The following is a 13,244-nucleotide window of genomic DNA, read 5'->3' as shown; positions in this document are numbered from 1 at the left end:
CATGACCAGCACCACCGAGCAGTTCGCCGATGTGTCGGCGACCACCCTGCTGCGCTTCGCGACCGCCGGTTCCGTCGACGACGGAAAGTCCACCCTGGTGGGCCGGCTGCTGCACGACTCCAAGTCGGTCCTGACCGACCAGATGGAGGCCGTCGAGGCCGTCTCCGCCCAGCGCGGCCAGGACGCCCCCGACCTCGCGCTGCTCACCGACGGTCTGCGGGCCGAGCGGGAGCAGGGCATCACCATCGACGTCGCCTACCGCTACTTCGCCACCGCGCGGCGCCGGTTCATCCTCGCGGACACCCCGGGGCACGTGCAGTACACCCGGAACATGGTCACCGGCGCCTCCACCGCCGACCTGGCCGTGGTCCTCGTCGACGCCCGCAACGGTGTCATCGAGCAGACCCGCCGGCACGCGGCCGTCGCGGCCCTGCTGCGCGTTCCGCACGTGGTCCTGGCCGTCAACAAGATGGACCTGGTGGGTTACCAGGAGTCGGTCTTCGCGGCCATCGCCGAGGAGTTCACCGCGTACGCCTCGGACCTGGGCGTCCCGGAGATCACCGCGATCCCCATCTCGGCCCTGGCCGGCGACAACGTGGTGGAACCCTCCGCCAACATGGACTGGTACGGCGGCCCGACGGTGCTGGAGCACCTGGAGACCGTCCCCGTCAGCCACGACCTCACGGCCTGCCCGGCGCGTTTCCCGGTGCAGTACGTGATCCGTCCGCAGTCCGCCGAGCACCCCGACTACCGCGGCTACGCGGGCCAGATCGCCTCCGGCGTGCTGCGCGTCGGCGAGGCCGTGACCGTCCTGCCCTCCGGCCGGACCTCGGTCATCGAGGGCATCGACGCACTCGGCGAGAGCGTGGACATCGCCTGGGCCCCGCAGTCGGTGACACTGCGGCTGAAGGACGACATCGACATCTCGCGCGGCGACCTGATCGCGCCGTCCGCGAATGCCCCGGCCACCACACAGGACGTCGAGGCGACGGTCTGCCACGTGGCCGACCAGCCGCTGGCCGTCGGCGCCCGGGTACTGATCAAGCACACGACGCGCACGGTCAAGGCGATCGTCAAGGAGATCCCCTCGCGGCTGACCCTGGACGACCTGTCCCAGCACCCGAACCCCGGGCAGCTGGTGGCCAACGACATCGGCCGCGTCGTCGTCCGCACCGCCGAGCCCCTCGCGCTCGACGCGTACGCCGACTCGCGCCGCACCGGGTCCTTCCTGCTGATCGACCCGGCCGACGGGACCACCCTCGCGGCCGGTATGGCGGGCGAGTCCTTCGCGTCCAAGGCCGAGACGACCGTGCAGGCCGACGAGGAAGGCTGGGACTTCTGACTCATGCTTCCCGACATCTTCTCCACCTTCGCGAAGGAGGGCGGCCGCGTGGGCAGCGGCGCCCTCGGCAGCGGCCAGGGAGGGGTTGCGCGATGTGCGCGATGACGTACGTGCACCGCATGCGCGCCCACACCCCCTGTCCGACCTCGTTCCACAAACGAAGACGTGCGTCATGAGATGACGCCGTCACGAGAGGAAGCCCTCCCGTGCCTCCCACCACCACCGCCTTCCGCCGCAGCATCGTCGCCGCTGCCGCCCTGCCGCTCCTGATCGGCGCGCTCGCCTCCTGCGGCTACGGTTCCGAGGCGAAGAAGGACGAGCCGAAGGCCGCCGACAGTGCCGGTGCCGGCAAGAAGCTCTCGGCCCCCGAGGTCCGGATCGGGTACTTCCCCAACCTGACGCACGCCACCGCACTGGTCGGCCTCCAGGAAGGCCTGATCGAGAAGGAACTCAGCGGCACGAAGATCAAGCCGCAGTCCTTCAACGCCGGCCCCTCCGAGATCGAGGCCCTCAACGGCGGCTCTCTCGACATCGGGTTCATCGGCCCCTCCCCCTCGATCAACGGCTACGTCAAGTCCAAGGGCTCCAACCTGCGCATCATCTCCGGCTCCGCCTCCGGCGGCGTCAAGCTCGTCGTGAACCCGGACAGGATCAAAACCCTCGACGACCTCAAGGGCAAGAAGATCGCCACCCCCCAGAAGGGGAACACCCAGGACGTCGCCTTCCTCAACTGGATCTCCGAGAAGGGCTGGACGGTCGACCCCGAGTCCGGCAAGGGCGACGTCTCCGTCGTCCGCACCGACAACAAGGTCACCCCCGACGCCTTCAAGCAGGGCTCCATCGACGGCGCCTGGGCCCCCGAACCCACCGCCGCCAAACTCGTCTCCGACGGCGGCTCCGTCCTCCTCGACGAAACCACCCTGTGGCCCGACAAGAAGTTCGTCATCACGAACATCATCGTGTCCCAGAAGTTCCTCAAGGAGCACCCCGACGTCGTCGAGGCCGTCCTGACCGGCACCGTCAGGACCAACGAGTGGATCAACGCCAACCCCGACAAGGCCAAGGCCTCCGCCAACGCCAAACTCGAGGCCGAAGGCGGCAAGCCCCTCGACCCGAAGGTCATCGACCCCGCCTGGCCCGGCATCCTCGTCACCGACGACCCGCTCGCCGACACCCTGAAGAAGCAGGCCGACCACGCCGTCAAGGCCAAGCTCATCGAGCAGCCCGACCTCGCCGGCATCTACGACCTCACCCTCCTCAACAAGGTCCTCAAAGCCGCCGGCAAACCCGCAGTCTCCGACGCCGGCCTCGGCGCCAAGTAACCCCGCAACCCAGGAATCCCAGGAGGTGACGACCATGGCCACCACGTTCGCCAAGGCTGCCGAGGGCTCCGCCCTGGAGCGTACGCACGCCGCCCGCATCGAGCACGTCTCGAAGTCCTTCTCCGGCCCTGCCGGATCGCAGCTCGTCCTGGACGACATCAGCCTCGATGTCGCCCCCGGCGAGTTCGTCACCATCCTGGGTGCCTCGGGATGTGGAAAGTCCACGCTGCTGAACCTGGTCGCGGGCCTGGACAAGCCGTCCGCGGGGTCCATCGAGACTCCCGGCGGCCGTCCGGCGCTGATGTTCCAGGAGCACGCCCTCTTCCCGTGGCTGACCGCGGGCAAGAACATCGAACTCGCCCTGCGCCTGCGCGGGGTGGCCAAGGCCGAGCGCCGCCCGGAGGCCGAGCGGCTGCTGGAGCTGGTCCGCCTCGGCGGTTCGTACGGCAAGCGCGTGCACGAGCTGTCCGGCGGCATGCGCCAGCGCGTGGCCCTGGCCCGGGCGCTCGCCCAGGACAGCCGGCTGTTGCTGATGGACGAGCCGTTCGCCGCCCTCGACGCCATCACCCGCGATGTGCTGCACGGCGAACTCACCCGCATCTGGGCCGAGACCGGGCTGTCCGTCCTGTTCGTCACCCACAACGTGCGCGAGGCCGTCCGCCTTGCCCAGCGCGTGGTCCTGCTCTCCTCCCGGCCGGGCCGGGTCGCGAAGGAATGGACCGTGGACATCCCGCAGCCGCGCCGCATCGAGGACGCGGACGTCGCGGAACTGTCCCTCGAGATCACTGAACACCTGCGTGGGGAGATCCGCCGCCATGGCCAGCACTGACACCACCCCGAAGGCCACGGTCAAGACCGACGACCTCGCCGGCCTGGAGGCGGGCCTCGACGCCCTCGACGCGGTCCAGACCCACCGCACCCCGATCCGCGAGATCCTCGTCAAGAAGGTCTTCCCGCCGGTCCTCGCCGTGATCCTGGTGCTCCTGGTCTGGCAGGTCCTCGTCTCGACCGAGGTCATCGAGGAGACGAAGCTGCCCGCGCTGTCCGCGGTGTGGGACAGCCTGTCCGACATGTGGCTCAAGGGCACGCTGCTAGAGGTCATCTGGACGAGCGTCTCCCGCGGTCTGCTCGGCTTCCTGCTGGCCCTGGCCATCGGCACCCCGCTGGGCCTGCTGGTCGCCCGGGTGAAGTTCGTCCGCGCCGCGATCGGCCCGATCCTGCAGGGCCTTCAGTCGCTGCCGTCGGTGGCCTGGGTGCCGCCGGCCGTCCTGTGGTTCGGCCTGAACGACGCCATGATGTTCACGGTGATCCTGCTGGGCGCCGTACCGTCCATCGCCAACGGCCTCGTCTCCGGCATCGACCAGATCCCGCCGCTCTACCTGCGGGCCGGCCGTACCCTGGGCGCCACCGGGCTGCGCGGAGCCCGGCACATCGTCATGCCGGCCGCGCTGCCCGGCTACCTCGCCGGCCTCAAGCAGGGCTGGGCCTTCTCCTGGCGCTCGCTGATGGCCGCCGAGATCATCGCCTCCTCGCCGGACCTGGGCCTGGGCCTGGGCCAGTTGCTGGAGAACGGCCGCAACAACATCGACCTGCCCGGCGTGTTCCTCGCGATCATCCTGATCCTGGTGGTCGGCATCGCCATCGACCTGCTGATCTTCAGCCCGGTCGAGCGGTGGGTGCTGCGCAGCCGCGGCCTGCTGGCGAAGAGCTGATCCCCATGTCCTGCGCACTCCTGGTCATCGCCCACGGCAGCCGCGACCCGCGGCACGCGGCAACCGTGCACGCCCTCACCGGGCGGGTGCGGGCGCTGCAGCCGGGGCTGCGCGTGGAGACGGCCTTCCTGGACTTCAACACCCCCTCGGTGGGCCAGGCCCTGTCCTCGCTCTACCTCTCGGGCGTACGCGAGGTCGTGGCGCTCCCGCTGCTGCTGACCCGCGCCTTCCACGCGAAGTCCGACATCCCGGCGGCGCTCGCCGAATCGACCTCGCGCCTGCCGGGGCTGTCGGTGCGGGTGGCGGACGTCCTCGGGCCGTCCCCGCTCCTGCTGACCGCCCTCGAACGCCGGCTCTCCGAAGCCGGCCTCACCCCGGCGGACCGCGCCACCACCGCCGTGGTGCTCGCGTCCGCCGGCTCCACGGACCCGGAGGCGATCGCAGTGATCGCTGAAACCGCGCGGGAGTGGCGGCGCACCGGTTGGTGTGCCGTGCGGCCTGCGTTCGCCTCCGCCGCACTGCCCCGTACGGAGGACGCCGTACGGTCCCTGCGCGCCGAGGGCTTCGAGAGGGTGGCGGTGGCCCCGTACGTCATCGCCCCCGGCCGCCTCCCGGACCGCATCGCGGCCGGCGCCGAAGCCTCGGGCGCGGACGTCGTCGCGGACGTGCTGGGCGCGGCCCCCGAACTGGCCCGGCTGCTGCTGCACCGCTTCGAAGCGGCCGCCACGGCCCCGGCCCGGCTGCCCGCGCTGACGGCGTAGCACCGAGCCTGCCCCCGCCGCCGCTCTTCCCGGCACCGGCGCACCGCAGGGTCGTCCGGATCGGCTAGGGCCTGTCCGTGTCCGGTGTCCCCGTGGTGCGTGCCGCCGCCTCGTCCGCCAGGGCCGTCAAGTCCTGCACGGACATCGCGCCCGGCGGCAGCCCCTCGCGGGCGAAGATGTTCGCCGCGTGCCGCAGGACGTCGTTGACCGGGGTCGGCACGCCGTGCTGACGGCCCAGCAGGGAGATCTCCCCGTTGAGGTAGTCCGCCTCCACCGACCCCGTCCCGCGCGCCAGGCTCTGCCAGGACGAACCGCCCCGCACGCCCGCCGGCTGCTCGACCTTGCCGTCGCGCGCGAGCGACTGCTCGGCGTCCGAGGCGTACGGGATGCCCGCGGCCCGGAAGGCGGCCTTGCCCTCGCGGACCGCCCGCAGCAGCAGCGCCGCCTTCGCCGGGTCCGGCTCCGGGCCGGTGGTCGCCTGGATCGCGTTGCCCAGGTTCCCCAGCAGTTTCGCGTACTTCCACCGCATCACGTCCTCGACCGGCGGCGCCCCGAAGCCGGCTCCGCCGAGGTCCGCCGCGACGGCCCGGGACAGGGCGTCCGTGCCGCCCGCCGCCCGGCCCACGTGCAGGACGCCGGTCAGCGGCGCGCACAGCGCCGAGACCACGCCCGGCTCCAGGAAGGTCGCGGGCAGCCACACGCACACCCCGTAGACGCGCGCGAAACGCCGTAGCGCGAGCCGCTCGCTCTCCACGCCGTTCTGCGCGCACAGCACCGGCAGCCGCTGCGCCGCCGTACCGCCGGCCTTGACCTCCGCGTCGCCCCACGCGTCGAGCGCGGCGATGGCGTCCTGGGTCTTCACGGACAGCAGCAGCACGTCGTCGGGGCGCAGTTCACCCAGTTCGCCCGGTCCGGTGACCACGGGCAGCCGGTGCACCCCGGTCCCGTCGGCCGTGGTGAGCCGCAGTCCGTCGGCCCGAAGGGCCTCCGCGTGCGCGCCGCGTGCGACGAGCACGACCTCGCAGCCCGCCTCCGCGAGCCGTCCGCCGATGGTGGCGCCGACCGCGCCCGCGCCGATGATGATGTAACGCATTGCACGAGCCTGGCACATCCCGCCCCCGGGGATACGGTCGGGGCATGGTGAACGTAGTTCTGGATCTCGGCGGGGAGCTGCCCGTGCGGCGGCTCGGGCTCGGAACGGGCGGTCTGGTCGGCCCCGGCTACTGGGGCCCGCGCGGCGGGCGGGCCGAGGCCCGGGCGCTGCTGGCCGAAGCGGTGGAGCGCGGGGTCACCCTCATCGACACCGCCGACAACTACGGCCCCGAGCTGGCCGAGGAGCTGATCGCCGAGGCCCTGCACCCGTACCGGGCGGGGCTCGTCGTCGCCACCAAGGGCGGGGTGGTGCGCACCGGGCCCGACCAGTGGCACGCGGCGGGCCGCCCGGAGCAGCTGCGGGCGCAGTGCGAGGCGAGTCTGCGGCGGCTGCGCGTGGACCGGATCGACCTCTACCAGCTGCACCGGTTCGACCCCGCGGTACCGATGGCCGAACAGCTGGGCGCGCTGGCCCGGTTGCGGGAGGCGGGCCTGATCCGGCACATCGGGCTGGACACCGTCACCGCGGCGCAGCTGCGGTCGGCGCTGGAGTCGACCCCGATCGCCTCGGTCCAGAACCCGTACAACCTGCTCGACCGCGGCTCGGCGGAGGTGCTCGCGCTGTGCGAGGCGCAGGGGATCGCCTTCCTCCCGTACTACCCCCTGGACAGCGGCGCCCTGACCCGCGAGAGCGCGGCCGCGCTCACCTCGGTGGCGGCGGCCCACGGGGCGAGTACGGGCCGGATCGCCCTGGCGTGGCTGCTGCACCACTCCCCCGTGCTGTGCCCGACGCCGGGCACCGGTTCCCTCCTGCACCTGGCGGAGAACCTGGATGCGGCGACGGTCCGGCTCACGGCGACGGAGTCGGCGCTGCTGGACGCGCTCGCCTGAGGCCGGCGTCAGGGCCGGTCGGTGCGCAGGTGGGTGCGGGCGGTCTCGTAGAGGCCGGTGAGGGCCGAGGCGCCGTCCAGGTACCGGTCCTCGACGAGGGGTTGGTAGACCTGGCCCTGTTCCCCCGCGACGAAGAGCTCGATGCGCCGGACCGGGGTGCTCACGCCCTCCCAGTGGAAGTCGAGGTCGAGGCGGACGGCGCTGCGGCCGCCCTGCTCCACGGTCCGGTTCTGTGCGGTCAGGTCCACCATCTTGGACTCGGCGGTCTTGCGGTACCAGGCGAGCTGGCCGATGGAGGCCGCCTGGGCGGTGCTGCCGTGTGTGCTGTCGCGTTTGACGCCGATGACGTAACGGCCGTCCGGGGAGATCCAGTTGACGTGCAGCGCGTCGTCGTCCTTGATCTTCCCTCCGTCGGGCACGGCGACGGAGACGGTGAGCGCGGCCGCGTCGACCCGGTGCGAGCCCGCCGGCGGCGGCGGTGCGGGGCTCTGGACGGGGGTGGGGCGGTCCGTGGCCGCGCCCGTGGCCGCCGTGCCCGCGGGCGTCGGGGTGCTGGTAGCCGTGGGGCGGGCCGACGGTCTCTCGGCGGGCGGCTCGGAGGCGCCGCCCGGGACGCCCGGGGCGGCCGGCGTACGCGGCGAACCACCGCCGCCCGCTCCGGCGCCGGTGAGTCCGCGCAGGCCGAACACCAGCGCCGCCAGGGCCGTCACCGCCGACAGCACGGCGGCCACCTCCGCCATGCGCCGTGTCCGGCCGGCGCGCGGTCCGGCCGGTGCGTCCTCCCCGGCGGGCAGGATCTCGCTCATGGGTCCCCCTCCCCTTGCGTCCTGCCCCCATTGAATCCGCACCGGACGGTTCCCGGGGGGAGTTGGCGACCGGAACCCGAGGTCAGATCCCGGTCAACTCCACGAGCTTCGCCACGGTGTTCCAGTTGCGGGTGGTCACGTCGACGCCCTTGACGACGGCAGGCCTGGCGAGTGCCTCGGCGAGCTTGGAGCGACCCAGGCCGTCGGGTGCGTAGAGGTAGAGGACCCGGTCGCCGAGCCGGTACTCCTCGGGGAGGTACGAGGCTTCGTCGAGCGCGGCGAAGCGCTCCGGGCCGGGCTGCCGGGACCAGAAGGTGACGTGCAGCTGCTTGCCCTCCAGCTCGGCGGCCGGGAAGGGGCAGGCCTCGGCGACGGCGCGCAGGTAGGCGCCGTCCAGCACCAGGCAGGCCACGCGGAAGCCGAAGTGGGCCTCGATGGCCGCCTCCAGCTCCCGGGCGAGGGCCTCCGGGTCCTGCCGGGTGCTGCTGAAGACGGCGTTGCCGCTCTGCAGGTACGTCTGTACGTCACCGTGCCCGAGCCCTTCCAGCAGGGTGCGCAGCTGCGCCATCGGGACCTTCTTGCTCCCGCCGACGTTGATCCCGCGCAGCAGCGCCGCGTACTTCTTCGTCACGGCCGTCTTCGTCGCCGTCTTCGTCGCCGTCATCGTCACCTTCTTCGTCGTCATGGGCGCACCCTAGGACCCGGCTACGACAATTCGGCCTCGATGAGGTCGGCTGCCTGCCGCGCGCCGCCCTCGGTGGCCATCTGTGCGCGGACGGCCTCGGCGCGGGCGCCCACCTCCGGGTCGGCGACCAGCCCGAGGACCGCCTCGCGCAGGGTCGCGGCGTCCGCCTCAGCCATCGGGACGTGGCGGGCCACGCCCAGCGAGACGAGCACGTCGGCGTTGCCGAACTGGTCGACGGCCTGCGGGACGGCGACCATCGGGGTGGCGGTGGCGAGTCCCTCCTGACTGCCGCCGGCGCCCGCGTGGGTGATGAAGGCGTCGGCATGGCGCAGGATGTCCAGCTGGGGGACCCAGCGGTGGACCTCCACATCGTCGGGGACCGGCCCCAGCTCGGCCTCGTCGGTGAACTTGCCGATCTGCAGGACGAGATGCCAGTCGGGCAGGTTGGCGAAGGCCTCGACGCAGGCGCGGTAGAAGGCGGGCTGCTTGGTGAAGGTCGAGCCGAGGGAGACGAGTACGACCTTCTTGCCCTCGGCGGACGCGGGCCGCTGCCAGGCTCCCCGGGGCGTGCTGCGATCGCCCCGGCAGGCGCCGACGAAGGTGTACACGGACCCGTCGACGCGGTCGGCGTGCGGCTGGAGCGCGCGGGGGATGAGGACGAGGCTGCGCCGCGGGCGGCCCTGGAAGCGGTCGACGTCGTCGCCGAGGCCGTTCTCGGTGAGCCACGCCGCGAAGGCCGCGTAGTACGCCCGGCCGCGCTCGGAGGCCTTCAGCTCGGCGAACAGCGGCTCGGCCACCTCCTGCTCGTAGCCGTCCCAGGCGACCAGGTTCGGGGAGAGGGAGACGGCGGGGACGCCCCAGCGATGGGCGAGCACGGGCGCGGGGTAGGAGGTGATGTCGTGGAGGACGAGGTCGGGCTCGTCGCCCTCGAAGGCGGCGGCGAGCTGCGGGAGCGCCTGGACGGCGTCCCTCAGGAAGGGCTCCAGATTCTCGATGAGCTCGGTGCCCCAGGCCTCCGGCTCGTCGTCGGTGGGGAGGGTGGAGGTGTAGATCACGGGCGTGGCGCCGGTCTCCGCGATCTTCTCGGCGAAGGGGGCGGGGATGGCGTAGCTGACACGGTGGCCCCGGGCCACGAGTTCGCGGATCACCTCGAGGCTCGGGTTCACGTGCCCGTGCGCGGCGATGGAGAACATGGCGATGTGGGCGGGCTTGGCTGCGGTCATGATCGGACCATAAGCGAGACGATACGTCTCGTGCAACCAATTTCCCGCCGCTCAGGCAGGAGCGGACGGACCGGCGGCCGGGCCGTTCGGACCTGCCGAGCCGTTCGGACCCGATCGGCTCGGCAGGTGAGGCGAGGCCGTCATGCGGTCGACGTCGACGTTGAGGGAATCGAGCCAGGCCAGCGCGGCGAAGAACCGCGGTGAGGAGACCCCCGGCGGTTCGTCCGTCGCGGACCCGCCGGACGGCAGCGGGGCGCCCTGCGGATCCGTCTCGTCCGGGCCCGCCCCCGCCCGGTCGGCCGCCGCCCGCATACGGGTGGCCACCCCGGCCGCCCGGCGGTCCAGCCGGGCACTGTTCGCCGGCCCAACGGCCGGACCTCCGCGGACGAACAGCCGCCGTGAACCCCACAGCACGTGGTGGCCCGACATCATGGCCGCCTGCCAGTCCGTCTTCGGGTCCTCGGTCGTCCTGGGCTCGCTCTGGTGCTGCGCGAACGCGGACTCCGCCATCGTCAGCGCGTGCTGGAGCGGCCGGTCGTCGGGGACGTGCCCCGGCCCGCCCTCCACCACGACGGCCGTGGTGCGCTCGACCGTATCCGCCTCCGTCGCCAGCAGCAGGGCGACCGCCCGGTGCAGCTCGCGCTGCGCCCCCCGCGGCCAGGCGAGCACCCCGAACACCACACCGATCAGGCTGCCGATGATCACGTCCAGGATCCTGACCTCGGCGAGCTGCCAGGTCACCGGTGCCAGCTGGGCGAAGACGAAGGCCACGACGAGGGTGAACATGCCCTGCGCCCAGCCCACCCCCCGGACCGGCCCCACCCGGAACGCGGTGAGCATCACGAACGGCAGGGCGATGGCGTAGATGGTGGTGTGGCCCCCGATGAGGGCCAGTAGGACCCCGGTGACCAGGGCGCCGAGCAGGGTGCCGGTGATCGCCACGCGTACGGTCGCCCGGGTCTGGGAGGCGGTGGTCCGGGTCAGGCTGAGGACGGCCAGCATCGCCCAGAAGCCGTGGGGCAGCGAGTCCACGCCCGCGATCGTGCGGGCGGCCGCCAGCGCGAGGCTGATCCGGACGGCGTTCTGGAAGTACACCGAGCGCGGCCCGGCATGTCCCGCCAGCCGGTGCCACCACAGGCGCGGCGCGAGCTGCCTGGCGTACCAGAACCGGCCCGAGTCGACGTCGTCGGGAACCCGCGCGCGGCGGCCCCGTACCGCCAGCTCGGCCGCCGTCGTCAGGGCCACGGCGGCGTCCGCCACCTCCAGCAGCGCCGCCCGGCGGCGGCCGCGCCCGGCAGTGGTGGGCGCCTGCCGCGCGGCCGACGTGACGGCCTGCTCCCGTACGCGCCGCAGGGCGTCGGCCGCTTCGGTCCTCCCGGCGGAGCCGTCCAGCAGGGCGGCGGTCTCGGCGACGGCCCGCCCGACCGCGGTCAGCACCTCGGGTTCCTGCTCCATAGGTACAGGGCCCGGGGGCGGGGGCGGCGGAGGCAGGTTCACCAGGCGGGCCAGGAGCGTGCGGGCGGCCAGGCCCCCGTGGGACAGGGCGCGGTCCCGCAGACCCGGCCCGGCGGGACGGTCGGCCTCGTCGACCCTGAAGGGCCGCAGCGACTCGCCGGCCGCCCGGGCCTCCTCCACCGACGCGGCGGACAGCGTGTACGGGGCGCGCCCCAGCTCGGCGACGCAGCGGGCGGCGGTGTCGGCCGCGGCGGCGGCCAGGCGCCGGTAGGTCGGCCCGGGTTCCTCGGGCAGGACGAACGCCTCGGCGAGGACCAGCAGCAGGAGGCCGAAGGTGGCTCCCGCGAGCCGCTCCAGCAGGGTGTCGGGGGCGTAGGGCGGGAAGCACGGCAGGATGTAGAGCAGTTGCAGGCCGGGCGCGGCGCCCGCCGCGCGGGGGCCGGCCGCCGCCACGAAGGCCAGGAAGAAGCCGATCAGGAGCATGCCGACGACGGCGCTCCAGGTGCGGATCGCGAGGTAGGTGCCGATCGTCAGCAGCACCCAGGCGGTGGGCGTCGCCTTGACCATGACGGCCGCCCGCTGGCGTCCGGTACCCGGGATGTGGGACAGGGCCGCCATCGACACCGCGGCGAACAGCGCGTACGTGGCCGCCACCGGGCGGTCCAGCGCGTAGAGGCACACGAAGAACGAGGCACAAGCGGAAAGGGTGGTGCGCAGGGCGCGCCGCGTCACGACCGCGGGGCCGCGGCCGGCGCTTCCCTCGGGTTGGGCGCCCATGAGTACAGGATCGGGCCACTCGCCGGATGCCACCACATACTGGCGGGCGGAAGCGGATCAGGAGCGAAGGGCGGGGCCGGCGGTATGGACGAGGCGCGGGCGAGGGACGTACTGGCGGCGGCGGGCCTGACCGGGGGCGCGTCCGGGGCGGCGGTGCTCCTGGCGCTCGGCGAGAACGCGGTCTTCGCCGTCGGCGACCTGGTGGTGAAGGTGGGCCGGGAGGCGGCGCTGCTGGAGCGGGCCGAACGGGAACTCGCGGTGTCCGACTGGTTCGCCGCCTGCGGGGTGCCGGCGGTCCGCGCGGCCGAGCCGGGACCGCGGCTGGTGGACGGGCACCCGCTGACCCTCTGGTACCGGCTGCCGGAGCCCGTGCGGCCGGCCGGGCCCGGGGACCTGGCGGCGCTGCTGCGCCTGGTGCACGCGCTGCCCGAGCCGCCGTTCGCCCTGCCCGCGCGGGACCTGCTGGACGGGGTGGAGCGCTGGCTGCGGCTGGCGGGAGAGTCCGTCGATCCGGCCGACGCGGCCTATCTGCGGGCCCGCCGGGACGCCTACGCCGACGAGGTGGCGGCCCTGACCCCGCACCTGCCCAGGGGCCCGGTCCACGGCGACGCCCTGCCCCGCAATGTGCACGTGGGCCCGGACGGCCCGGTCCTGGTCGACCTGGAGACCGTGTCGGCCGATCTGCGCGAGCACGATCTGGTGGTGATGGCGCTGGCCCGCCACCGGTACGGCCTGCCCGCCGGGCAGTACGGGGCCTTCGTGGCGGCGTACGGGTGGGACGTCCGCGACTGGGAGGGCTGCGCGGTCCTGCGCGGCGCCCGGGAGACGGCCAGTTGCGCCTGGGTCGCCCAGCACGCCCCCACGAACCCGAAGGCCCTGGCCGAATTCCGCCGCCGGGTGTCCTCTCTCAGGGACGGGGACGGGGAGACGCGGTGGCATTCGTTCTAGACACGTGCCCGCCCCGCCCCGGCCGGACTCCCGACCGGCGCGGGGCGGGCACCCTCCGGCGCTACGAGGTGTAGTAGCCGGCCACGTCGGCGATCAGGTGCACCGATCCCGCGTGGTTGTAGAAACTCACCTTGCCGTTCACGACGGGGACGACCACCAGGTTCGGAATCGTCTGCCCCGCCGTGAAGTTCAGGTTCGACGCACTGGTGCGGGTCGTCCCGTTCGGATAC

Annotated in this window: 12 protein-coding genes; 7 read left to right on the top strand and 5 right to left on the bottom strand. The window is 73.2% G+C overall.

Going from position 1 to position 13,244, the window contains the following annotated elements:
* The first annotated feature begins 1 nt into the window (after position 1).
* From ACIQZO_RS31695 to ACIQZO_RS31675, 5 genes are all read left to right on the top strand, one after another.
* Positions 2–1,342 (top strand): sulfate adenylyltransferase subunit 1, encoded by a 1,341-nt coding sequence (locus tag ACIQZO_RS31695; RefSeq protein WP_403632766.1) that lies wholly within the window; start codon positions 2–4, stop codon positions 1,340–1,342.
* Positions 1,343–1,548: 206 nt separating this feature from the next.
* Positions 1,549–2,664, top strand: coding sequence for an aliphatic sulfonate ABC transporter substrate-binding protein (locus ACIQZO_RS31690; protein ID WP_403632763.1), 1,116 nt, complete (start codon positions 1,549–1,551; stop codon positions 2,662–2,664).
* Positions 2,665–2,698: 34 nt separating this feature from the next.
* Positions 2,699–3,493 (top strand): ABC transporter ATP-binding protein, encoded by a 795-nt coding sequence (locus tag ACIQZO_RS31685; protein WP_403632760.1) that lies wholly within the window; start codon positions 2,699–2,701, stop codon positions 3,491–3,493.
* Entirely contained in the window at positions 3,480–4,376 is an 897-nt protein-coding gene (locus ACIQZO_RS31680) for an ABC transporter permease (protein WP_403632757.1), read from the top strand. Before ACIQZO_RS31685 ends, ACIQZO_RS31680 begins: the two co-directional genes overlap by 14 nt.
* A gap of 5 nt (positions 4,377–4,381) precedes the next feature.
* Positions 4,382–5,137 (top strand): sirohydrochlorin chelatase, encoded by a 756-nt coding sequence (locus tag ACIQZO_RS31675; protein ID WP_403632754.1) that lies wholly within the window; start codon positions 4,382–4,384, stop codon positions 5,135–5,137.
* A gap of 64 nt (positions 5,138–5,201) precedes the next feature.
* On the opposite strand, the gene ACIQZO_RS31670 is transcribed toward ACIQZO_RS31675, so the two are convergent.
* Positions 5,202–6,230: a ketopantoate reductase family protein gene (locus tag ACIQZO_RS31670; RefSeq protein WP_403632751.1), complete on the bottom strand. Its 1,029-nt coding sequence runs from the start codon at positions 6,228–6,230 to the stop codon at positions 5,202–5,204.
* A gap of 44 nt (positions 6,231–6,274) precedes the next feature.
* Between ACIQZO_RS31670 and ACIQZO_RS31665 the strand changes: the two genes are divergently transcribed.
* Complete coding sequence (locus tag ACIQZO_RS31665; protein ID WP_403632748.1) at positions 6,275–7,120, top strand: aldo/keto reductase; 846 nt, start codon at positions 6,275–6,277, stop codon at positions 7,118–7,120.
* Between the two features lie 8 nt (positions 7,121–7,128).
* On the opposite strand, the gene ACIQZO_RS31660 is transcribed toward ACIQZO_RS31665, so the two are convergent.
* The 4 genes from ACIQZO_RS31660 to ACIQZO_RS31645 all read right to left on the bottom strand — a co-directional run bounded on the left by ACIQZO_RS31660 (position 7,129) and on the right by ACIQZO_RS31645 (position 12,066).
* Positions 7,129–7,926 carry a hypothetical protein gene (locus tag ACIQZO_RS31660; RefSeq protein WP_403632745.1) on the bottom strand — a complete coding sequence of 266 codons (798 nt, stop codon included), beginning with the start codon at positions 7,924–7,926 and terminating at the stop codon, positions 7,129–7,131.
* Between the two features lie 82 nt (positions 7,927–8,008).
* A complete protein-coding gene (locus ACIQZO_RS31655) occupies positions 8,009–8,611 on the bottom strand; it encodes a DUF1697 domain-containing protein (protein ID WP_403632743.1) in 603 nt (200 codons plus the stop codon).
* Positions 8,612–8,631: 20 nt separating this feature from the next.
* Complete coding sequence (gene mgt, locus ACIQZO_RS31650; protein WP_403632739.1) at positions 8,632–9,834, bottom strand: macrolide-inactivating glycosyltransferase; 1,203 nt, start codon at positions 9,832–9,834, stop codon at positions 8,632–8,634.
* Positions 9,835–9,885: 51 nt separating this feature from the next.
* Entirely contained in the window at positions 9,886–12,066 is a 2,181-nt protein-coding gene (locus ACIQZO_RS31645) for an FUSC family protein (protein ID WP_403632736.1), read from the bottom strand.
* An 84-nt stretch (positions 12,067–12,150) separates the two neighbouring features.
* Between ACIQZO_RS31645 and ACIQZO_RS31640 the strand changes: the two genes are divergently transcribed.
* Positions 12,151–13,014 (top strand): phosphotransferase enzyme family protein, encoded by an 864-nt coding sequence (locus ACIQZO_RS31640; protein ID WP_403632734.1) that lies wholly within the window; start codon positions 12,151–12,153, stop codon positions 13,012–13,014.
* Positions 13,015–13,244: the final 230 nt, after the last annotated feature.

Origin of the sequence: Streptomyces sp. NPDC097617 (genome assembly GCF_044761485.1) — a bacterium.
GTDB lineage: Bacteria > Actinomycetota > Actinomycetes > Streptomycetales > Streptomycetaceae > Streptomyces.
This window is presented reverse-complemented; position numbering and strand designations above follow the sequence as displayed.